This window comes from Providencia vermicola (assembly GCF_020381325.1).
In the GTDB taxonomy this organism is placed as follows: Bacteria; Pseudomonadota; Gammaproteobacteria; order Enterobacterales; family Enterobacteriaceae; genus Providencia; species Providencia vermicola.
The window spans coordinates 110884-133320 of the sequence record NZ_JAGSPI010000009.1 but is presented as its reverse complement, the minus strand read 5'-3'; the positions used below and the strand labels follow the sequence as shown (position 1 = coordinate 133320).

General features: G+C 39.8%; 17 protein-coding genes. 7 read left to right on the top strand and 10 right to left on the bottom strand.

Annotated features, from left to right (window positions below; genetic code table 11):
• Positions 1–36: 36 nt before the first annotated feature.
• Both KDJ85_RS14535 and KDJ85_RS14530 read right to left on the bottom strand, forming a co-directional pair.
• On the bottom strand, positions 37–1320 hold the full coding sequence (locus KDJ85_RS14535; RefSeq protein WP_225820280.1) for a cystathionine gamma-synthase family protein: 1284 nt from the start codon (positions 1318–1320) through the stop codon (positions 37–39).
• 49 nt (positions 1321–1369) lie between these two features.
• Positions 1370–2404, bottom strand: a complete 1035-nt coding sequence (locus KDJ85_RS14530) for an isopenicillin N synthase family dioxygenase (RefSeq protein WP_225820279.1) — start codon at positions 2402–2404, stop codon at positions 1370–1372.
• A gap of 250 nt (positions 2405–2654) precedes the next feature.
• Here KDJ85_RS14530 and KDJ85_RS14525 point away from each other — a divergent pair, with 250 nt between their 5' ends.
• The 3 genes from KDJ85_RS14525 (at position 2655) to KDJ85_RS14515 (ending at position 5215) form a co-directional block, all read left to right on the top strand.
• Positions 2655–3515 carry a MetQ/NlpA family ABC transporter substrate-binding protein gene (locus tag KDJ85_RS14525; protein WP_225820278.1) on the top strand — a complete coding sequence of 287 codons (861 nt, stop codon included), beginning with the start codon at positions 2655–2657 and terminating at the stop codon, positions 3513–3515.
• A 350-nt stretch (positions 3516–3865) separates the two neighbouring features.
• On the top strand, positions 3866–4465 hold the full coding sequence (locus KDJ85_RS14520; RefSeq protein WP_225820277.1) for a nitroreductase family protein: 600 nt from the start codon (positions 3866–3868) through the stop codon (positions 4463–4465).
• A gap of 450 nt (positions 4466–4915) precedes the next feature.
• A complete protein-coding gene (locus KDJ85_RS14515; RefSeq protein WP_225820276.1) occupies positions 4916–5215 on the top strand; it encodes a hypothetical protein in 300 nt (99 codons plus the stop codon).
• 175 nt (positions 5216–5390) lie between these two features.
• Here the strand turns inward: KDJ85_RS14515 and KDJ85_RS14510 are convergent, their stop codons facing one another.
• Together KDJ85_RS14510 and mak are read right to left on the bottom strand one after the other, a co-directional pair.
• Complete coding sequence (locus tag KDJ85_RS14510) at positions 5391–7340, bottom strand: bifunctional 2',3'-cyclic-nucleotide 2'-phosphodiesterase/3'-nucleotidase (RefSeq protein WP_225820275.1); 1950 nt, start codon at positions 7338–7340, stop codon at positions 5391–5393.
• A 785-nt stretch (positions 7341–8125) separates the two neighbouring features.
• On the bottom strand, positions 8126–9031 hold the full coding sequence (gene mak, locus KDJ85_RS14505) for a fructokinase (RefSeq protein WP_225820274.1): 906 nt from the start codon (positions 9029–9031) through the stop codon (positions 8126–8128).
• Between the two features lie 211 nt (positions 9032–9242).
• Between mak and rdgC the strand changes: the two genes are divergently transcribed.
• Entirely contained in the window at positions 9243–10148 is a 906-nt protein-coding gene (gene rdgC / locus KDJ85_RS14500) for a recombination-associated protein RdgC (protein ID WP_206084547.1), read from the top strand.
• 240 nt (positions 10149–10388) lie between these two features.
• Positions 10389–10898 (top strand): GNAT family N-acetyltransferase, encoded by a 510-nt coding sequence (locus tag KDJ85_RS14495; RefSeq protein ID WP_219245707.1) that lies wholly within the window; start codon positions 10389–10391, stop codon positions 10896–10898.
• Between the two features lie 218 nt (positions 10899–11116).
• Here the strand turns inward: KDJ85_RS14495 and yedF are convergent, their stop codons facing one another.
• The 4 genes from yedF to exbB all read right to left on the bottom strand — a co-directional run bounded on the left by yedF (position 11117) and on the right by exbB (position 15551).
• On the bottom strand, positions 11117–11356 hold the full coding sequence (yedF, locus tag KDJ85_RS14490) for a sulfurtransferase-like selenium metabolism protein YedF (protein WP_206084545.1): 240 nt from the start codon (positions 11354–11356) through the stop codon (positions 11117–11119).
• Positions 11353–12567, bottom strand: coding sequence for a selenium metabolism membrane protein YedE/FdhT (gene yedE / locus KDJ85_RS14485; RefSeq protein ID WP_206084790.1), 1215 nt, complete (start codon positions 12565–12567; stop codon positions 11353–11355). Before yedE ends, yedF begins: the two co-directional genes overlap by 4 nt.
• A 1626-nt stretch (positions 12568–14193) precedes the next feature.
• Positions 14194–14619 carry a TonB system transport protein ExbD gene (gene exbD / locus KDJ85_RS14480; RefSeq protein WP_225820273.1) on the bottom strand — a complete coding sequence of 142 codons (426 nt, stop codon included), beginning with the start codon at positions 14617–14619 and terminating at the stop codon, positions 14194–14196.
• Between the two features lie 5 nt (positions 14620–14624).
• The gene (gene exbB, locus KDJ85_RS14475) at positions 14625–15551 is read right to left on the bottom strand and encodes a tonB-system energizer ExbB (RefSeq protein ID WP_225820272.1); all 927 of its coding nucleotides are present in this window, start codon (positions 15549–15551) and stop codon (positions 14625–14627) included.
• Between the two features lie 430 nt (positions 15552–15981).
• On the opposite strand from exbB, the gene metC reads away from it, so the two are divergent.
• Together metC and KDJ85_RS14465 are read left to right on the top strand one after the other, a co-directional pair.
• Positions 15982–17166, top strand: a complete 1185-nt coding sequence (gene metC, locus KDJ85_RS14470) for a cystathionine beta-lyase (protein ID WP_225820271.1) — start codon at positions 15982–15984, stop codon at positions 17164–17166.
• A gap of 148 nt (positions 17167–17314) precedes the next feature.
• Positions 17315–17983: a DedA family protein gene (locus tag KDJ85_RS14465; protein WP_206084541.1), complete on the top strand. Its 669-nt coding sequence runs from the start codon at positions 17315–17317 to the stop codon at positions 17981–17983.
• Between the two features lie 38 nt (positions 17984–18021).
• On the opposite strand, the gene KDJ85_RS14460 is transcribed toward KDJ85_RS14465, so the two are convergent.
• Both KDJ85_RS14460 and carB read right to left on the bottom strand, forming a co-directional pair.
• Complete coding sequence (locus tag KDJ85_RS14460) at positions 18022–19047, bottom strand: MerR family transcriptional regulator (protein ID WP_225820270.1); 1026 nt, start codon at positions 19045–19047, stop codon at positions 18022–18024.
• 163 nt (positions 19048–19210) lie between these two features.
• Positions 19211–22432 (bottom strand): carbamoyl-phosphate synthase large subunit, encoded by a 3222-nt coding sequence (carB, locus tag KDJ85_RS14455; RefSeq protein WP_225820269.1) that lies wholly within the window; start codon positions 22430–22432, stop codon positions 19211–19213.
• Between the last annotated feature and the right edge of the window lie 5 nt (positions 22433–22437).

Sequence of the window (22437 nt, the reverse complement as noted above, 5' to 3'; positions counted from 1 at the left end):
GGAGTAAACCTATTCCTCTCCATAATGTTTAACCGCTTAGATGGCGTCTAAAGCTAGCTCTAGTGCATGTTTTAGGTCATTTACATTCTCTATACCAATAGATAAACGCACTAAATTATCACTAATCCCAATTTTCTCACGTACCGCTTGTGCAACACCTGAGTGTGTTGTTGAAGCAGGGTGGCTTGCCAATGATTCCGTTCCCCCCAAGCTCACTGCTAGTTTAAAAATCGCGAGATTATCTAAAAAACGGAACGCATCGGCTTCATCTTTTCCAACATTAATGGAGAACGTTGAACCTGCACCAGTACATTGTTTCTGATAAACTTGGTATTCAACACTGCCTTTCGGAAAAAATGCAGGGAAATGCACTTTGCTCACTTTCGGGTGCTGATGTAAAAATTCAGCCAGCGTTTGTGCGCTGTTATTTGCCCTCTCCATCCGCAATTGCAGCGTTTCCAAAGAACGCCCTAACATCCAGCTGGAATGCGGGTCTAATTGCGTTCCGATGGCATTACGTTGCGCTTTGACTTTTTTCACCAGTTCATGACTACCTGCAACAGCCCCTGCAACAAGATCCGAATGCCCACCCACATATTTAGTTAGTGAGTACACACTTAAATCCGCACCTAATGCGAGAGGTTTTTGAAATACAGGACCCAACAACGTATTGTCACAAATCAATAATGGGGCTTCTCCACCTTGTTTTTGACCAATTAGTTTCGCCGCTTGGCTCAATAACTCAATATCAACCACTGTATTTAACGGGTTTGATGGCGTTTCAATATAAATAGCTGCAATCTTTTGGCCTTGCTCAATACTATTTGCCACGTCTAAAACGGCGTTTAAATCACAGCCATTTTGAAAAGGCACTGATGTAATACCAAAACGCTTTAACGTATTGAGAAACAAAGTTTCTGTTCCACCATAGAGCGGCTGTGAATGCAGCAATACATCTCCCGGTTGTAACACCGCCATCAAACAAGTGGTAATCGCTGACATACCCGATGAAAATAAAGCAGCACTTTGAGCCCCTTCATACAACGCTAATCGGTCCTCAACAATTTCACTGTTGGGGTGATTAAATCGTGAATAGACGAGCCCTTGCTTCTGGTGACTAGGCGCTTGTGTGCGCCCACTAACCAAATTAAAGAAATCTTTTCCTTCCTGAGCCGTTTTAAATACAAACGTTGACGTCAGAAAAACGGGAGGCTTAATCGACCCTTCTGAAAGCTGCGGGTCATACCCATAACTCATCATTAAGGTTTCAGGCGATAATGCCCTTCCATTTAAGTCTTTTTTGTAACTTTGATCTGACATTCTTAGCTCCAACTGATTTTCTTTCATAAATATCAATTTACTATATTTATTATAGAATATTACTGTTATTTATTATTTGCGCATATTCCGCAGGGTAAAATCTGCGTGTTACTGCTAAATGTGAACGCAAACGGCCTTTAATCACATTTTTTCCTAAATTGGTAAATAAAGGGTTGAGAGGGTCGCTATCAGGCCCTAAAGCTTGTTGTGCTAAATAACTTGGTAAAGTTAATAATGGCACTTCATCAGCAAAAACACTCGGCGTAATAAAATAAGCGATGGAATAACGGGAATCACTGTTTTTCTTTCTCACGACTTGGTGCACGTTAGCCCGTAAATAACCGTTAGTCGCTAATTCAAACACTTCACCAATATTTACGACAAATGCATTTTCCAGTGGCGCGACATCAATCCAGCCATTATCCGTTTCGACTTGTAGGCCACCACTGTTGTCTTGCCATAATAAGGTTAAAATACCTGCATCTTTATGCGCGCCAACACCTTGTTCTCCATCGTTATTATCTTCTCTCGCGGGATAGTGTATCAGCTTCAATAAATGCTGAGCAGGTTCAGCAATAATGTGCTCAAAACTATTTTCAGGGAGATCTAAAGCAACCAAAAATGCTTTGATGAGCTTCACTGCAATAGCACGCATATCACTTTGCCATGCCAGCGCTTGCTCTTTCAGCGCGGGTAAAGCCTGAGGCCATTGGTTTGGTCCATGTAAGTTAAACCAAATTGGGTCATTTTCTGTCAGTTCGAGTGCGGGTAACTCTTCACCAATATCAATTTGTTCACGGTAATCAGGTTGATTTCGAGTGCTTTCTTCTGTTGACGCAGTGTAGCCGCGAAAATGGCGTGAATGCTCCATAGAAATCATTTCTTTTTCTGCCTTTGGTAAGGCAAAAAATTGTTTTGTTGTGGTTAAGAGCTGCTCACGAGATTCAGGTGTAATGTTATGACCAACTAAATAAAAGAAACCAATTTCACGAGCGATAAAACGTAGCTTTTTATAAAAATCATCTCTGGTTTCAGGATTATCAAGTTCACGTAAATCAATAATAGGCAATTGTGTTAAAGACATAATTAATCAACCTTTTACATTATTTTTTAGATGGTGAAGAATTTTCACGTTTATATTTAATATCTGATTAGATACCACAATAAATATTGCTAAAAATAATTTAAAACTATATCGATATAACAATTTCGAATGAGTCTACGTGTATTTTCTGTATATAACCAAAAGCTTAGAGTCTGAATAAAATATTATTTATAAAAAACCATTTTTGTTTGATTAGATATCACCAACAACAATTATTAGAGATAATCGAATGAAAAAAATATCTGCATTATTATTAGCTTTGTCATTTTCTACTCTAACCGCTTGTTCACAAGAGGAAAACTCAACCGATAAACCAAACAAGCAAGAACAAACATCGCAAAAAATTATCATTGGTAGCCATGGAAGTGATGCTGATATATGGAAATTTATTGCGCAATCTCCGAGTGCGAAAGAAGCAAATTTAGATATTGATGTCAAAATCATTGATGACGGGATCACACTTAATGTAGCAACAATTGATGGGGACGTTGATGTCAACGCATTTCAATCATGGGGTTTTTTAAAAGATTTTAATAAAAACCATGATAATAAATTGGTAGCGATCTCCACCACTTATTTTGAACCCATGGGTATTTATTCGGTAAAACATAAAAACCTTGCAGATTTGCCTAAACAAGCCATTGTGGCTATCCCTAATGATGCAGCTAATCATATACGCGCACTAAAATTACTTGAAAAAGCTCAATTAATCACACTAAAACCTGATTTTAATCAAGCGACTGGGTCGACTAACGATATTATTGAAAACCCAAAAAACTTGGTATTTAGACAAATAAAATATGCGCATGGTCCAAGAGCTTTGCCCGATGTCGATATTGCCATTATCGGTAATACTGCCGCACAAGAAGGTGGACTTAATGTATTAAAAGATTCTTTATTTAGAGAGCAAAATGATGACACTATCAAGAACAATATTAATTTATTGGTCGTAAAAGCGGATAATAAAGATGACCCTAAATTTGCTAAATTAGCACAGTTGTACCACACTGAAGCTGTCAGAAAATATATCATTGATAACTTTGGTGGAACCAAAATTGAAATTACCAAAGATGTCAGTGAACTCAATTAAGTAAAGCTAGTTATCATTTTTTGTCTAGCGGGATTACGCCCCCGCTAGACCCTTTAGCTTGATACGCCTTCTCCCCTTTATATCCTCAATTTTTTGCTACCCATTTGATGCCCAATGCCCTATTTTAACTCATCAAAAACTAAAGACTGTAAAAAAATAAATTTAATACATTGAATTTATTGATTATTTATAAAAAACAATCTTAGTGTAAAATTTTGAACCTTACGGTTAAAATTTTTTTCTATGATTTTAACGTTCCCCCGTTATAGTAGTTACTATTGAAACGAACTGCGGCTTCTAAGATAGATTCTATAAAATGCCGTGCGCTAATGAAGATCTAGGAGACTAAAATGTCTAACGCATTTATCGAAATGATTAAAAATCGTCGTACTATTTATAACCTCGGCGATGCTTTACCTGTATCTGAAGAACACGTAACAAAATTAATTAAAGAAGCTGTAAAACATTCACCATCGTCGTTTAATTCACAAACTTCGCGTGTGGTTATTCTGTTTGGCGCTGAACATAAGAAATTATGGAATATGACCAAAGAAGCTCTGCGTAAAATTGTGCCAGAGCAAGCTTTTGCCGCTACAGAACAAAAAATTGACAGTTTTGCCGCGGGTGCAGGTTCTATCCTGTTTTTTGAAGACCAAGACATTGTAAAAGGTTTGCAAGAGCAATTCCCTTTATATGCAGATAACTTCCCAATTTGGTCAGAGCAAGCAAGTGGTATTGCACAATTCGCTGTGTGGACTGCGTTGTCTCAAGAAAATATCGGCGCGTCATTACAACACTACAATCCATTAGTGGATAACGATGTACAAAAAACGTGGAACACGCCTGCTAATTGGGTCTTACGTGCTCAAATGGTATTTGGTTCAATTAATGCACCAGCTGGTGATAAAGCCTTTATGGACGACGATGTACGTTTCAAAGTTTTCAAATAAAATGAAACAGTAAGCTTTTAAAAGAAATGCCCTTATAAAACTATTTATAAGGGCATTTTATTTTCACCATTTATTAAATCCCCACAAAAATAAATCATCACTAATGATTACCTTAATAAAAAAAATAGAAAACAAAGTTACTTTTATATTTTAAATTTATTTAATGTAACAATAAATTCAAAGAACATATTTACCAATAAAATTTAACTTAAATAAAAAGATAATTTCACACCTCCCTTCTTTGTTATTAACTCAAGAAAAAAACATGATTAACAATCAATCGAATGATATTAAAATAAAATAAAACTTGATGTTTATCAATGAACTGAACCACTCTAACACTAAAATCTAAATATATTTAGAAATTTTAGTTTGCATTACTAATAATTGAACTACACTAAAAGTGAAGGCAAAAAAACACTGTTCTCAGTGTTATTTAGGGGGTGGACTATGAAACGTTTATCTTTACTCACATCTGTAGTTGCTATAATCATTTCAAGTTGTTCTTTCACCTATGCAAGTAATAACTCATCAGGAGGGACAATCACATTCACTGGTTCTGTGTACGAACCACAATGTGCTATAAATGCGAATAACCAAGAACGTGTCAATGTTGTGTGCTACCGAAAAGGAAAAGACATTTCAATGACAGGCTCTTTAAAAAATGGCAAAAAAATAGAATCTGAGTATGTTAAAGTCGAATACGATAAGCTCAGTAAACTACCTATGTTGAATGTGTTTTATGAATAATTTATTAGGTGTCAAAAATCAATAACCGCTCGACGTGTTTTGATAGTTGTCAGTAAAATGCGCCGAGCGTTATTTATTTACCATAAAAATACCTTCCTACCCCATATTTCTCATTTTATTGATATAAAAAAGCCCACCCAATAGGGCAGGCTCACTATAACGTTAATTAAAATGCTTACTTAGCCGTTAGATCCACTTGGTAGATAGCGAAACCAATGTCATCAGTACCCACTTTTTTCATTGGATACTGTGCATTTTCTTTAATAAAGTTAGCCGCTTTTTCACTTGGTGCAGTTTCAAAGCGAACATCCAGTTTTTTGTCTGTCTTAATTGGTGTAAATGACCAGTTGTTTGCCGCTTTCGTTGAAATTTCACCTTTTTCTTTAGACACTTTCGCAATATACGCAGCTAGAATTGAACGGTTTTCATCTGGAGAAGCAAATGCAATATTACTGTCACCTGTACCTGCAAATTTACCGCCGTAGCCACGGTAGTTGTTGGTTGCCACTAAGAAAGTTGCTTTTGGATCAATCGGTTTACCTTGGTAAGTGACGTTTTTGATTCGGTTAGCATCTTTATTCACAGTTTGGCAATCAACATCATATTTCGCAGGCTGGGTCAGGTCGATTTGATAATCCACACCACTAATAGTGTCGAAGTTATACGTTCTGAAACCGTTCCAATTCAACAAACTTTGTGGCGCAGTTGATTGTGGGTCGATTTGGTTATACATACCCGCAGAACATTCTAACCATTCAACCACATCCGCACCCGTTGCTTTAACCACAACCAATGTGTTTGGATACAGGTAAAGATCCGCTGCATTACGGAACGTTAAATCACCTTTTTCAACTTCAATAAATTCAGTAGGTGAATTCTTACGACCACCCGCTTTAAACGGTGCTGCTGCTGCTAACACGGGTAAATCAGCCAGATCAGGGTCACCTTGAATGAAATTTTTGGTGTAATCGATTTGCGCATCATTGACGATTTGTACCGTTGGGTCACTTTGCACCAACGCTAAGAAGCTGTACATGTTTTCAGACGCTTTACCAATATGTTTACCGACAAACTTACGGGTATCTTCGTGCTCTTTTTCGATAATTTTCGCAAGGTCACCATCACGTTCAACGAGGGCTTTTTTATTTGGTTTATCGTAAACAGGGCGAGCATGTGCTGTTGCATCAACCACTTTCCATGCACCATCGTCATTACTAACCACTAAGTCGACAACCCCTAAATGATCCCCCCATTGACCTGGCATGACAGCGGGAACACCATTGACAGTTCCTTTTGCGATGTCGACACCTTTGATATCGCTAAAGTCTTTGCTTGGGAACACACCGTGTGAGTGACCAAACATAATGGCGTCAATTCCTGGGACTTCACTGAGGTAATACACAGAGTTTTCAGCCATTGCCTTGTAAGGCTCTTGAGAGAAACCTGAGTGAGGAATAGCAACGATTAAATCAGCACCTTCTTTTTTCATTTGCGGCACAAATTTTTTCGCTGTTTCAGTAATATCATTAACTAAAACTTTGCCTTCTAAGTTTGGTTTATCCCAAATAAGAATTTGAGGTGGAACAAAACCGATGTAACCCACTTTAATGGTATGCGTTTTCCCATCTCTATCTTTAACTGGCGTATCAACAATAATGTATGGGTTGAAGTAGTTTTTACCTGTTTTTGCATCAATAATATTAGCATTGATATATGGGAACTTTGCCCCCTCAATGGCTTTATGCAAGAAATCTAATCCAAAGTTGAACTCATGGTTACCAAAGTTACCGACGGTGTAACCCATTGTATTCAGTAATTTGTGCGCTGGGTGAGATTCGCCATCTTTTAGGCCTTCACCAACGATATAGTCAGCCAGTGGGCTACCTTGGATTAAGTCTCCGTTATCCACAAGTACAGCGTTTGTAGCTTCTTGTTTTGCCGCTTTAATTAAAGTCGCAGTACGAACATAACCAAATTGTTCTGTTGGCTTATCTTTATAATAGTCGAAGTCTACAAGGTTACTGTGAACGTCTGATGTTTCCATAACACGTAAATCAACCGTTGCCGCGTTCGCATTAAATGCGACTAACATAGCAAGTGTTGAGAGCTTCAATACTTTATTCATTTGATCCCCTTAGTTGCCTTTATTGAGAGAAAATTGCCTCTCGAATCCGTATACACACCTTATGCCATTGAGCAAATAACCAACAAAAATGGCATTAAAATTTTACACAATGTGCATAACATCAATTTTTAATGATAATACACTGCAAACAGTAACCATTTTTTGTGACTAAATCACGGTTTTCATCTTTTTATCGAGCCTGATTTTTATATCTGTCACAAAAATGAATTATTCATGACAAATTCACGCCAAATAACTAAAATTATTTTTCTGGTGTTTTGTGAATAATTTTCGAAGGAAAAAAAGAATTGTGATTGATATCACTTAGTATTGAGAAGCTTATTTAACTTAAATTTTATGTTTTATAAATATACGTATTATTTAATTTTTAATTAATATTAATTTAATTTAAGCAATAAAAGATGATTATTTAAACATTAAAACTAACACTCTATTTCTTGTTGATTTTTATCACATCCACGCTTTTTTCTAAATAGTTCGAGTTGTGGCTAGGCGGCAAAATGAAGATATCCCTAGGAGCATACACGAGTATGTGACTAGAGTGGCTGAATGAAGCCAACGCAGTCACAGCTTGAAGTATAACGAAAAAATGAGTAGCCAAGTGCAGCTAACACCACCACAACGTAAATAAGAACAAATGGAGAACCCTATTATTTTCTAACTAATTTTCGGTGTGGCTAGGCGGCAAAGGAGGCTAGCTCAGGGAGCATACACAAGTATGTGACCTGAGTAGCCGAGTGCAGCCAACACCGCCACAACGTAAATTAGGACGAAAATAGCCAAGCCGCGCCACGTACCCCACTCGAATCGCCATGCACCGCTTTACGAATGGGTGTATCACACTCACGCCCAAATACCCATGAGCGAATTCGTTTGGGTAGCTCTTCATAGAGGCTATCCACGTTACTCATTCCACCCCCTAACACGATGACATCAGGGTCAAGCATATTGATCGCCTGTCCTAATGCTTTTGCTAGTCGATTCAAATAATTATCCATCGCAATTTTAGCAAATTTATCCCCTTCTTGAGCTAACTTAACAATGTCTAAGCCTATTTTTGTCTCACCCGATAATTTAGCATAATCGGCCATAAAGCCTGTCCCAGAGACAAACAACTCTGTGCAACCTGTTAAGCCGCAATAGCAGTTTTCATTTGATAAGAACTGCCTATCACTATCATCTTGCCAGGGTAATGGGTTGTGTCCCCACTCCCCTGCTACGCCATTGCCCCCTGAGTGTACTTGCCCATCAAGTGCAATACCTGCGCCACACCCCGTTCCAATGATCACGGCAAAGACCACTTTTGCCCCCGCACCTGCGCCATCAACCGCTTCGGATACCGCTAAACAATTCGCATCATTCGCGACTTTAACTTCACGCCCTAATAATTTTCCTAAATCGGCATCAAAAAACTGGCCATTCAGCCATGTTGAATTGGCATTTTTCACTTTTCCAGTCACAGGAGATAAGGTTCCTGGAATTCCAACCCCCACACTTCCTGTCTGCCCAGTTGCCGTTTCCGCATCATTTACCAACCCGACAATAGCGTTGAGTGTTGCGGGATAGTCACCTTTTGGTGTTGAAACACGCTTACGAAATAAGGTTTCACCATCATCATCTAATGCAATCACTTCAATTTTCGTGCCACCTAGGTCAATTCCTATTCTCATTGCGCAGCTCTCTTTGATTTTCTTGTTTATCTTCACCATCATGACCTGCCTAGGATACTTTTTTCAAGTATAAGAGATAAAAACTGAGGGATTGCTTAACTTCCTTAATAAGCACCTTAGGCCAAATATATTTTTTTCGCTTAATAACTGACAATTCGTTATCATAGGCCCCTGCTCTAACTGGCTATTTATCAACAAAGGTAGGTTTTTCATGTGGTTCAAGAATATATTGGTCTATCGCCTGAATCGAGATTTGGCACTCTCCGCAGACGATCTGGAAAAACAACTTGCCGCACTTGCCTATCACCCTTGTGGCAGCCAAGACATGATGCAAACAGGTTGGGTTGCTCCGATGAACGGTGCGGATGCCTTAACCCACGCAGCAGGTAACCAAATTCTGATTTGTGCGAAAAAAGAAGAGAAAATGCTTCCATCTCCTGTCATTAAGCAGGAAGTACAGGATAAAATAGAGAAACTCGAAGCAGACCAAGGCCGAAAACTCAAAAAAACTGAAAAAGATGCCTTAAAAGACGAAGTCGTTCACACCTTACTACCTCGCGCATTCAGTAAATTTAGCAAAACCTATATTTGGATTGATACCGTCAATCAACTCATTATTGTCGATGCGGCAAGTGCGAAACGCGCTGAAGATAACTTAGCCTTATTACGTAAAAGTTTAGGCTCACTACCTGTCGTTCCTCTTACATTTAAAGATCCGATTGAACTCACACTCACCGAATGGATCCGTTCTGGCTCACTCCCTCAGGGCTTTGCTGTAATGGATGAAGCTGAACTAAAAGCTATCTTAGAAGAAGGCGGAATTATTCGCTGTAAGAAGCAAGATTTGATCTCCGATGAAATTGCTACCCATATTGAAGCGGGTAAACTCGTCACGAAACTCGCTTTAGATTGGGAAGAACGCATCCAATTTATGTTATCTGATGATGGTTCGCTAAAAAGACTTAAATTCAGTGATACATTGAAAGACCAAAATGACGATATCGGCAAAGAAGATTACGCACAAAAATTTGATGCGGATTATGTTCTAATGACAAGCGAGCTGAGCGCCTTAATCGCTCGCTTGATTGATGTTCTGGGCGGTGAAGCAGAACACTAACCCTTCTTAAATTTTCTTTCTTATCTCACGATGGCAACGCACTAAAAAGTAAGTTGCCATTTCTTTTTAGACTCCGCTTGCATAGCCACAATTAAGTCATTGACTGGTTGTGAAATCTCTGGTTGATTAAATTACAACCCTGTAACAAATTTACTTTAGTTTCAAATTTGTTAAATAAAAATAATAAATATCAGCCTCCATTATTGGAATTATGGTCAATATTCTATCGAAGGAATAGTCATGAAAGAGCTTATCGAACCTGAAGTGGATGAAAATTCATTAGTTACCTTACAAAAAGTCACTGCGGATAACTTCTCTGAAATTTGCCTACTTAGCCACACGTTAAGTGAGGCACAACGTAATATGGTCGCTGACAACGCTTACTCTATGGTAGAAGCGCAATTTTCAGACTGTGCCTGGTACAGAGGAATTTATGCGGATGATACCCCCGTTGGATTTATCATGCTGCACTCTGGTTTAGATGATGACGAGCTCGAATATGATGGCATCATGCTCTGGCGCTTCATGATAGCAGAGCCTTATCAAAAATTAGGCTTTGGCCGCGAAGCATTAATCCAAGTAATACGTTATCTAAAAAAGAAAGGTTATCCGCGCCTTTATAACAGCTGCGGAGAAGGGGAAGAAAGCCCATTTGAGTTTTATAAAAAATTGGGGTTTATTCCAACTGGAGGATATATCGATGATGAATGTGAACTGGTGTTAGATATTGCTAGCTGGCAAGACGAATAATTAAACTTTCACCTATATATGGCATTTATAATTCCACGCCCCCTAAATCGCTTTAATATTTAGGGTATCACTAAGATACCCTAAATAATTTGTGTTGCAGCTAGGCGACAATCGAATAGGCTCTAAGAGCATACCGTGTGACTAGAGAATAGGCGTAAGCCTATAAGTGCAGTCAACAACGCTGCGGCGCAAAGTATGACGGGTATCTCGGGTATCCGTTATTTTTGGATGAGATAGCGTATCGTCGGCCCATCTTGCTGGATATCCAAAACCGTATAGCCGTAGTTTTTTGCATCTAATGGAATATTATTAATGGATTGTGGGCAATCGCTTACCACTTCTAATATTTCGCCGCTTTTTAGTGATGGCATCGCTTCTAATGTTGCAACCGCAGGGTATGGGCAAGGTTCCCCGACCATATCTAAACGATAATCAGGAATAATTTCTTTCTTACTCATATTGCCTCCGCTGATGTTTGCTGTGATTTTTGTGTACGCTTACGGAAAAAGTGCTTTTCCCAGACTAACATCAGCACAAAAGCCACTGCCAATAATGCATACGTCACCAACAGACCACCTTGTGGCCCAAAGGTCTCTAATAAATTCACTTTGTCAAAATCGGTCGCTAACCAAGGGCCTAAATCATCCCAATAATAAGCAAGGATAGTGGCACCAATAATATTACCAAAACCAACCCACCAATAGTGAACCTGGCCTTCCACTGCGCGGTACATCCAACCTGTTTCACAGCCACCTGCTAGGACAATACCAAAACCAAAGAGTAAGCCGCCAATCACGGCATTTGGGCCTGCCCATAAAATTTTAGGTGTAGCCCCCAATTGAACATAGCTAAAGATACCAATCGCACTGACAGCCATCCCAATAATAATGGCTTTAGCCATATGGGTTCGACCTGTGATCCATAAATCACGAAAAGCAGAAGTAAAACAAATTTGAGCTCGTTCAATTAATAAGCCGAAGCCAATTCCACAAAGGATAGCAAAACCCATCACTGGGGAGTCAAGCAAGGTATAAAAACCCCACGCCAATGCTAAGGTAAAAATAATCATCCCTAACTTAAAGCGTCGTTTCGCCACATCATGATTTTGCGTTAATGGCGATGCCGCACTGACTTTTTTCAGTTTGACTGGGATCCTAAACATCGGCATCAATGTAAACTTAGCACCAAAATATGAACCTGCCGCAGTCGCGACAGCGAAATACCATGCGTGTAGAGAAAACTGTGGGATCCCAGTAAAGAATGCTGCCAAATTACATCCCATCGCTAAACGCGCACCAAATCCAGCAATAATACCACCAAGAATAGCTTGGAAAATGCGAATACGATGCTGTGGCATACGTAATTTAATATTATTGGCCCAAAGCGCTGCGGCAAAACACCCCGCAAACATACCAATAATCATGACGCCATCGATACGATCAAGTGGTGATCCTTCAAAGCCAATGACTTTGAAATAACCCCACGTTTCTGGATGAGCGCCAAAGAGCTGCATAATGTGTCCACCCCAGCGAGTGAACTCCCCCGTAACAGCCCAAAATGTACCCGTTAAACCAAAATAGTAGGTTGATAAAATACCTGCGGCAATCACTGCGGGCAAAGGTTTCCAAAAACCGATGAGATAGTGAGATTTGAAATCAGACCAAGTCATTATTACATCCAATTTATTCACGCCAGATCCTGGCAGAGAAGTTCGCCGTTGTATAATTATCTTTATAGTCTGTTATATCGATACCCCACAGCGAAGTGAAAATATCATACGCGGATATTTCTTTTCGTGAAGTTCTTTTGTCAAAAAATAGAGAAAAGATTGATTTTCTGCATTATAAGGGCTATTTGGTGCTAGATTGGCGGTTATACCATTCTGATTATGTTGTTGGTGCGAAACAAATGCGCATTTAGTATTCGATAAAATATTAAGTAAAAAAAAGCGTTACCTTAAAGGTAACGCTGGAAATGTAGTCTTATTTTATCTATAGAGGAGTATAATATGAAATTGCCATTTCTGGCTTCGCTTGCTATGCGTAGTCTGTAGTCAGCCCATTTGACTCCAGTAATAACATTCATGTTGACTCAAAAATATAATGTTCTACCTGAGTTACTCAATTAAGTAGTTATATCTATTTTTAATATAAAGCTTAAACATCTTGCTAATCTAAATTATTTTTTAAAATTAGCATGGCTTTATTATTTCCCTAGCACGAGTAAATTTCAAAAATAAATAACTTGGTATAATAAAATATTTAAAAGTGTTTCTAAATGTTATTGATTGTATTATAGCCCAACACTTAGGTTGCGCAAGTGTTTTTTTGTTTAGCTTAAGAAGTCACCAAAAATCCATTAAATACAATAATATCAATTAATTAAAGAAACCAGGCAACATAAAAAGCCTATTGTTAAGATATTACAATCTATTTACATATATACATATTTATTATTCATTCGCTATTTGCTTTATATTTAAATTAAATATATTTATATTGTTTTAAATATGCTGCATTGATGTAAATATATTTAAAATAAATACTCAATTCTAATTTCATAAAAAATACTTACATAATCATTATCTTTCTATAAAATAAAAATAATCATTTTTTTATTTATATCCTTATATCCATTCTATCAAACCTAAATTTTTCCATAAAAAACAATCATTTTATCTAAATTTTAATTTTTTAATTTATCCATGTAATTTCTATGGTTTTATTATTATATTGACAAAATAGTCATGATTAATAAAACCATTCAAATATAATGGTTTATTTTTCGTTATGTTTTGTCGGTTTAATTACATTGAAAGTAGGCAAATATCCCCTATTTCAGACTACACTAAGCTACATTTTCAATAAGAAAACGCATAAAAAAAAGAAGCTCAGCTTATAATTGAGTCAAAAATATCACGTTGAAATACGCTTTCATTCAATTACCTTACCTTAGAACAGATAAAAATTTTCGAATACACATCAATTATTTTAATATAAATTTGGGTTTATCACTTTATTCGAGCGCCAGTTACTCTTATTACGAGTAGCTGGCGTATAGATTAGGGCCTATCATCTCAAACAAAAACCAATAAAATTGGTAAAAATAGGATAAAAATCTTTTAATCATGATTTAATCATACAAATAAATATGACATTACACAGAATAATTAGCATACGATAGAAAAATCAGGCAGCTATACACTCGCTTTGATGCACTTTTGTTTGATTCATAAAAAACGCGCTTTACCCTTAAAGATAAAGCGCGTAATAACAGCTGGTATCGTTGATATTAACTATTTAGACGAAGTCGCTTCCATTCCAACTAAGCCAATTTTTAGATAACCCGACTGGCGTAATGCATTCATCACATCCATCATCGTTTCATAATCAACACTTTTATCTGCTTGGAAGAAGATCGTTGTTTCTTTATTTGCATTTGTTGCTTGGTCAAGTGTTGAAGAAAGCTGTTCTTTTGATACAGCTTGATCGCCAATAAATAACTGGCTATCCGCTTTAACTGTTAAGAACACTGGTTTTTCTGGCCGTGGCTGCGGCTTCGCGGTTGAAGCAGGTAAGTCAACTTTAATATCTACAGTTGCCAAGGGGGCCGCGACCATGAAGATAATTAATAAAACCAACATCACATCGATAAACGGTGTTACGTTAATTTCATGCATTTCACCGCTATCATCTTGTTCGTCACCTAAACGCATTGCCATAATAATTACCTTGCTTTGCTATTTGCCAGATCAAGATCACGCCCTAATAATAATGCAGACTGTGCAGCCACATCCCCGACCTGACCACGGTAGTTATTAATCATTCTGGCGAAAATGTTATAAATTACCACTGCAGGGATCGCAGCGATAAGACCAATTGCCGTTGCAAGAAGTGCCTCTGCGATACCAGGCGCAACCACTGCTAAGTTAGTGGTTTGTGAATGAGCGATCCCGATAAAGCTATTCATGATACCCCATACCGTTCCAAACAAACCAACAAAAGGAGAGATAGCACCAATAGTCGCTAAGTAACCATTACCACGGCCCATATATCGGCTGATTGCAGCAACGGCTCTTTCAAGGCGGAATGACGTCCGCTCCTTCGTACCAGACAGGTCGGTACTATTTGCCGATAATGCTCTTTCTGTTACCGCTTCATTAAGCAGCATTCGTGTAATACTATTTCCTTTGAAACCTTCAGCAATTTTCACGGCTTCATCAAGGGATTTCACTTCTGCGATCGCTTTCGCTTCGTCTTTTAAACGACGACGAGCAACTAAAATTTCTAGGCCTTTAGAGAAGAAGAGTGCCCATGTAATGACTGATGCAATAACCAAACCTATCATCACCGTTTTCACGACATTATCCGCATTTTGGTACATGCCCCAAACAGATAAATCCTGATCAAAACCCCCTGTTGGCGCCTCTGTCGCAATTTCGATATTTTCATTCACAACAGCAGTATTGACTGCAGGCTCAGAAGATACGGGAGCAACTTCACCATTTGGTGCTGTCATTGGCGCCGCAGGATTTGCAGCGGGTGTCGATGATGTATTTTGAGACGCAGCTGGTGTTGTTGCAGGTGTGGTTTCAGCAACTGCCGTCCCCATCAAGCCGAACGCCAATAGAATAGAAGCTGTTAGTTTACGCATCAGTTGGCCTTTACTCTCTTTTTAGTGTTGTATAAAAAAATTCATATCGATGATTGTGCCATTCATCGACTAACCTTTAAAAGCGAAATTTAACTCGCGCTGTTCGTCTCTTTTCAAAAAGACGGTGCTGATGATATCAAAGACAGCACGAATTGATAGTAATTATCATTAGTATTCACGATTTTTTTTATATTTTTTGTTCTCAAACAATGAAGTCCACGCCTATTACACGGGTATTGCTTGTTTATTCTTATTAATGCAGTAAAGACATTCAATGGGCAAATGTGTTCACCCCTTCTTCTATACCAATACGATTTATTGAACTTTGTAATACTGAAGAAAACTCAAGTTACATTTCCCCGCGAATGCATTAACGTCATAGTATCCATGCCTCTGGATAGGCTAAATTTAAAACTATAAAGGAAAGATCATGGCAAACACCAAACCAGAAACCCAATTAGTGCACATTGGTCGGAACCCTAAATTTACACAAAAAGGTGTAAACCCCGTCATTCAACGAGCATCTTCGATTATCTTTGACACGCTTGAAGAAAAACGTCATGCAACTCGGCATCGTGCAGATGGTGTGCTTTTTTATGGCCGCCGAGGCACACAAACCCATTTTGCTTTCCAAGAAGCCATGGCTGAATTAGAAGGTGGAGCAGGTTCTGTACTTTACCCATCGGGTGCTGCTGCCATCACCAATGCGATCTTATCCTTTATTTCTGCAGGAGAGCACATTTTAGTCACAGGCTCCGCTTATGACCCAACACAGAATTTTTGCGACCATATTTTAACCAAATTACAGGTTAAAACGACCTACTTTGACCCGCTCATTGGCGAAAAGATTGCAGATTTGATTCAGCCGAATACGCGCATTGTCTTTTTAGAATCGCCAGGTTCAATTACCATGGAAGTCCACGATTTACCTGCTCTCGTTCAAGCTATACGTAACAAAGCACCTGAAATCATCATTATGATTGACAATACATGGGCTGCGGGTGTCCTGCTCAAACCTCTATTGTTCGATGTGGATATTTCAATACAATCCGCGACAAAATACATTAATGGACATTCTGATGGCATGTTAGGAGTCGCAGTAGCAAATAAGCGCTGCATCGAAACTTTACGTGAAAATTCATACCTGCTTGGGCAAACAGCTGATCCTGATACTGTTTATATGGCGAATAGAGGGCTACACACCCTTGCAACACGGCTAAAACAACACCAAGAAAATAGTATACAAGTGGCAACCTGGCTACAAGAACGCCCTGAAGTCGAACAGGTTTTTCATCCTGCACTACCATCCTCTCCTGGCCATGCGTTTTTTATTCGTGATTTTTCAGGCTGCAATGGCTTATTTTCTTTTCAACTTAAGTCACGTCTATCCACTGAACAATTCACTGCTTTTATTGAAAACTTAGCGCATTTCAAAATGGGGTATTCCTGGGGCGGATTTGAATCACTGATTTTGGGTTACCAAAAAGAAGATTTAATCAGTATGAGGCAATATGATTTTCACCCAAATGAAGGTACCTTTTTCCGTGTTCACATTGGGCTTGAACATCCACAAGATTTAATTGATGACCTGCAATTGGCTTTTAAACGTATTTAAAATGAAAAATCAAAATTGCAGAAGACACAAAATGCTTTCTGCAATTCATCGACTAATGAATGAATACCCCAAACAAATCAAACCCAATGTTATTTTTTCCTGTAATATAAATAAGGAAATTCGCTTTTAGACAAATACAGGAATGATTATGGAAGTCCTACGCGAAATCGTACTAGCGCTTTGGGATCACGATTTCCTAAAACTCTCCAACCCCGAAGTACTTTGGGTTATTTATACCGTACTTTTTGTTGTTATTGTTTTGGAAAATGGGGTTCTTCCCGCCGCTTTTCTGCCTGGAGATACTTTGTTAATCCTTTCTGGCGCATTAATCGCCAAAGGGGTTTTGCACTTTATCCCAACCATTTTATTGCTCGCCACAGCTGCGAGTTTGGGTTGTTGGTTAGGGTTTATGCAAGGTAGATGGCTCAGTGAAACCAAAACGGTCAAGCGTTGGCTAGCCCAAATTCCTGATGAGTATCATGCAAAAGCAAATAATATGTTTAATAAACAAGGTTTATACGCCTTACTTATTGGTCGTTTTTTAGCTTTTGTTCGTACTTTATTGCCTTTACTTGCGGGGCTCTCTGAATTAAGCCATCGCCGTTTTCAGTTTTTCAATTGGCTAAGCGGGCTTTTGTGGGTAGGTATTATCGTTTCTTTAGGCTATGCCCTTAACCAAATTCCATTTGTAAAAGAGCACGAGCAAGTGGTTATTAGCGCATTAATGATCATCCCTGTTATCTTATTAATCAGTGGATTAATTGGCTCCATTGTGATGTATTGGAAACACCGCAAGGCATTAAGTAGCAATAAATAACACAAATATCTATGGCCGCAATATTGCGGCCACTTGCATTATTTCCCCATCAAAATATTCACCGCTGAAAATAAATATTGCCCAATTTCTGGCGTCATCCAAGTACCTTGAGAAACTTTAGGCTCTTCACGGTAAACTGTGCGGATCTTTTCCTGAATGATTGGGTCACCCCCAGTGAATTGAATAAACATGTCTAACCATGTACGAGCCAGTACTTGTACTTCTGGTGAGTCTGGGGATTTATGTGCTTTCAATGCATTATGCAGCCCAGCGATCAGCTCAGGCCAAACTTGTCCCGCAGTAAAATAATGTTGCCGAACAAGCGCAAACTGCGCTTCTGTTAAATGGGGCTTAAACAGCGCTAATTGATATTCACTAAACCCTTGTGCAACAAATTGGATCATTGACTCAGAAATACCTGATGAATAAGCTAACGCGTTGTCTGTTAAGTGAATCTTATTCAACCTTGCAAAAAAATCCGGGTTTCCGCCCGTATCTCTTTCCAGCGCAACCATCCATTCATGACCCAGTTGTTGCACTTCAATTGATTGAGGTGTCATACCTTGTTGCATTAATGCATTCACCGCCGCCACTCGTTGCTGCCACTCTTGGTTTTTCAGCGTATGTGCGGTATAAAGCGGTAATTGTTCTAACTCTTGCGGTGTAAAATATTTATCAAACATCGTCATCATCTCCAATACAGAGAACCAATCGACCTGAGTTAAGGTATCGCCCATTTGCATCTGTTTTTGAAGTTGCTCCAACCGAAAACGCAATGTTGCCATTTGCTGCATTTGTTCAGTTAATAAAGCAATTCGTTCCTGCAGAAGGTTTGCCATATCTCCACTCTGGCCATCCAGTATTTCACCGATGTTTTTGAGTTTGACTCCAACTTGGCGCAGTAATTGAATTTGCGTTAATCGCTCAATACATTGCATGTTATAGAGTCTGTAACCTGCATCGGTTCTTGCAGTTGGAAGCAATAAGCCAATTTCTTCATAATGATGAAGTGTTCGGATGGTTAACCCTGTTTTTTCCGCGATTTCACCCACTTGAAATAGCATACGTTCCTCCTGTAAGTGAGACTGAGGTTACGGCCTCACGTTACGTGAGAGTCAATGACCATTTTGCCTTTTTTTATTTTTTTTGCACCTTTCCCCTTCAAGCAATATATAAAAAAGCCCCAGTCGGCAGGCTACCGCTGGGGCTCAATTCAATACACGTTTATTACTTAATCAATGCGTGCATCTCTTGGACTGAAATCACTTTCTCAGTTGGATCTGCACTCAGTGACATTGTAGTTGCAAAACCACCATTCAACGTCGTGTCATAGTGAACCTTATACTGCAATGCGCTGCGACGGATTAGTTTTGAGTCTTCAATCGCTTGACGCCCTGCAGTTGTATTCACGATGTAATCGTACTCACCATTCTTAATTCTATCCTGAATGTGTGGGCGACCTTCATGTACTTTGTTAACTAAGCGCGGGTTAATCCCTGCTTCACCAAGAACAATCGCCGTACCGTGCGTTGCATCTAGCTCGAAGCCATGTTTTAGCAATTTAGCCGCTAAATCAACAACGCGAGTTTTATCGCCTTCACGCACGGACAACAATGCTCGACCTGATTTTTTCATGGTTGAGCTGCTACCTAACATCGCCTTAGCAAACGCTTCTGCAAAAGTACGACCAACTCCCATGACTTCCCCTGTTGAACGCATTTCAGGGCCAAGAATTGGGTCAACACCTTGGAATTTGTTAAATGGCAGAACCACTTCTTTGACTGAATAATAAGGAGGTATAACTTCTTTCGTCACACCTTGCTGAGTCAATGTCTGGCCAACCATAACACGGGCAGCCACTTTTGCCAGCGGTACGCCCGTTGCTTTTGAAACAAATGGGACAGTTCGCGCAGCACGAGGGTTCACTTCAATCAAATACACTTCGTTATTTTTGACTGCGAATTGAACATTCATTAAGCCGCGTACACGTAATTCGAATGCTAAGTTGCGAACTTGCTCACGCATCACATCCTGAATTTCTTGGCTCAGTGTATAAGCAGGCAATGAACAAGCAGAATCACCAGAGTGAACGCCCGCTTGTTCAATGTGCTCCATGATCCCGCCAATCAGCACCATTTCACCATCACAAATCGCGTCAACATCCACCTCTACAGCGTCATCTAAGAAACGGTCAAGTAGTACTGGTGCATCATTTGAGACACTGACTGCGGTTTGGAAATAACGGCGCAGGTCGATTTCATCATACACGATTTCCATCGCACGACCGCCGAGAACATATGATGGGCGTACAACCAGTGGATAACCAATTCCAGCGGCTTTTTCAACAGCTTGTTCAATCGCTGTCACCGTCGCATTTTGCGGTTGTTTTAAATTCAAACGATTAACCGCTTGTTGGAAACGTTCGCGGTCTTCTGCACGGTCAATCGCATCAGGGCTAGTTCCAATAACAGGAACACCTGCGGCCTCAAGTGCACGTGCCAATTTCAGTGGCGTTTGACCACCATACTGCACGATCACACCTTTTGGCTGCTCAATACGCACAATTTCTAACACATCTTCGAGTGTAACAGGTTCGAAATAGAGACGGTCAGACGTATCATAGTCAGTTGAAACTGTTTCTGGGTTACAGTTAACCATGATAGTTTCATAGCCATCTTCACGTAGCGCGAGTGAAGCGTGCACACAACAATAGTCAAACTCAATACCTTGACCAATACGGTTAGGCCCTCCCCCCAGAACCATCACTTTTGGCTTGCTATGGTTGGGGTTGGATTCACACTCATCTTCATACGTGGAATACATATAGGCAGTATCGGTTGCAAACTCAGCAGCGCAGGTGTCAACACGCTTATAAACGGGATGCAAATCATAACTTTGGCGTAATTTACGTAGCTCAGCTTCTGAGACACCAACTAAACTTGCTAGGCGTGCATCCGCGAACCCTTTGCGTTTTAATACGCGTAAAAACTCTTTGGTTAAGCCGTTGATACCTAACTCTGCAACTTCTTCCTCTAGACGTACCAGCTCTTCAATTTGCACTAAGAACCAGCGGTCAATATTGGTTAAGTTGAAGACACCATCAACGGACAAGCCCGCACGGAATGCGTCCGCAATAAACCAGATACGTTCTGCACCTGCATCTTTTAATTCACGACGAATGCGCGTCAGTGCTTCAGGATCATCCTGTTCAACTTTCGGATCAAAACCTGTTGCGCCCACTTCTAAGCCGCGTAACGCTTTTTGCATCGATTCTTGGAAAGTGCGGCCAATCGCCATCACTTCACCCACTGATTTCATCTGCGTGGTTAAACGGTCATTGGTACCCGCAAATTTCTCAAAGTTAAAGCGTGGAATTTTAGTCACAACGTAGTCGATGGAGGGCTCAAACGAAGCAGGTGTACGGCCACCAGTAATATCATTCATCAGTTCATCGAGGGTATAGCCAACCGCCAGTTTCGCTGCAATTTTCGCGATTGGAAAGCCCGTCGCTTTAGAAGCTAGCGCTGACGAGCGAGAAACCCGCGGGTTCATTTCGATAACAATTAAGCGCCCATCTTTTGGATTAACCGAAAACTGAACGTTTGAACCGCCCGTTTCAACACCAATTTCGCGCAAAACTGCCATCGAGGCGTCGCGCATGATTTGGTATTCTTTATCTGTTAAGGTTTGAGCGGGTGCAACGGTGATTGAGTCACCAGTGTGGATGCCCATTGCGTCAAAGTTTTCGATTGAGCAGACAATAATGCAGTTGTCATTTTTATCGCGAACAACTTCCATTTCATACTCTTTCCAACCAATCAATGACTCATCAATTAATAATTCATTGGTTGGCGATAAATCTAAACCGCGCGTACAAATCTCTTCAAATTCTTCACGGTTGTAAGCGATACCGCCCCCCGTTCCGCCCATTGTAAATGATGGGCGAATAATACAAGGGAAACCCACATCGTCTGCAACGGCATACGCCTCTTCCATGTTGTGAGCAATACCTGAGCGTGCAGTACCTAAACCAATTTTTTTCATCGCTTTATCAAAGCGTTGACGATCTTCGGCTTTATCAATGGCGTCTGCTGTTGCACCAATCATCGTCACGCCAAACTCGGCAAGAACCCCTTTACGCTCAAGTTCAAGCGCACAGTTAAGCGCTGTTTGCCCACCCATTGTTGGTAAAACTGCATCAGGACGTTCTTTTTCGATAATTTTACGAACCACTTCCCAGTGAATCGGCTCGATATACGTCGCATCGGCCATCTCTGGATCGGTCATAATCGTCGCAGGGTTAGAGTTAACTAAAATGACACGATAACCTTCTTCACGTAAGGCTTTGCATGCTTGAGCCCCAGAGTAATCAAACTCGCATGCTTGACCGATAACAATTGGGCCCGCACCTAAAATCAGAATGCTTTTTATGTCTGTACGCTTTGCCATGATTT

What these genes read in the sequence shown, in the direction of transcription:
- KDJ85_RS14520 (WP_225820277.1), top strand. Translation starts at nt 3,866, where the DNA reads ATGTCTAACGCATTTATCGAAATGATTAAAAATCGTCGTACTATTTAT.
- mak (WP_225820274.1), bottom strand. Translation starts at nt 9,031, where the DNA reads ATGAGAATAGGAATTGACCTAGGTGGCACGAAAATTGAAGTGATTGCA.
- KDJ85_RS14525 (WP_225820278.1), top strand. Translation starts at nt 2,655, where the DNA reads ATGAAAAAAATATCTGCATTATTATTAGCTTTGTCATTTTCTACTCTA.
- KDJ85_RS14510 (WP_225820275.1), bottom strand. Translation starts at nt 7,340, where the DNA reads ATGAATAAAGTATTGAAGCTCTCAACACTTGCTATGTTAGTCGCATTT.
- exbB (WP_225820272.1), bottom strand. Translation starts at nt 15,551, where the DNA reads ATGCGTAAACTAACAGCTTCTATTCTATTGGCGTTCGGCTTGATGGGG.
- KDJ85_RS14530 (WP_225820279.1), bottom strand. Translation starts at nt 2,404, where the DNA reads ATGTCTTTAACACAATTGCCTATTATTGATTTACGTGAACTTGATAAT.
- exbD (WP_225820273.1), bottom strand. Translation starts at nt 14,619, where the DNA reads ATGGCAATGCGTTTAGGTGACGAACAAGATGATAGCGGTGAAATGCAT.
- metC (WP_225820271.1), top strand. Translation starts at nt 15,982, where the DNA reads ATGGCAAACACCAAACCAGAAACCCAATTAGTGCACATTGGTCGGAAC.
- KDJ85_RS14465 (WP_206084541.1), top strand. Translation starts at nt 17,315, where the DNA reads ATGGAAGTCCTACGCGAAATCGTACTAGCGCTTTGGGATCACGATTTC.
- yedF (WP_206084545.1), bottom strand. Translation starts at nt 11,356, where the DNA reads ATGAGTAAGAAAGAAATTATTCCTGATTATCGTTTAGATATGGTCGGG.
- yedE (WP_206084790.1), bottom strand. Translation starts at nt 12,567, where the DNA reads ATGACTTGGTCTGATTTCAAATCTCACTATCTCATCGGTTTTTGGAAA.
- KDJ85_RS14515 (WP_225820276.1), top strand. Translation starts at nt 4,916, where the DNA reads ATGAAACGTTTATCTTTACTCACATCTGTAGTTGCTATAATCATTTCA.
- KDJ85_RS14460 (WP_225820270.1), bottom strand. Translation starts at nt 19,047, where the DNA reads ATGCTATTTCAAGTGGGTGAAATCGCGGAAAAAACAGGGTTAACCATC.
- carB (WP_225820269.1), bottom strand. Translation starts at nt 22,432, where the DNA reads ATGGCAAAGCGTACAGACATAAAAAGCATTCTGATTTTAGGTGCGGGC.
- rdgC (WP_206084547.1), top strand. Translation starts at nt 9,243, where the DNA reads ATGTGGTTCAAGAATATATTGGTCTATCGCCTGAATCGAGATTTGGCA.
- KDJ85_RS14495 (WP_219245707.1), top strand. Translation starts at nt 10,389, where the DNA reads ATGAAAGAGCTTATCGAACCTGAAGTGGATGAAAATTCATTAGTTACC.
- KDJ85_RS14535 (WP_225820280.1), bottom strand. Translation starts at nt 1,320, where the DNA reads ATGTCAGATCAAAGTTACAAAAAAGACTTAAATGGAAGGGCATTATCG.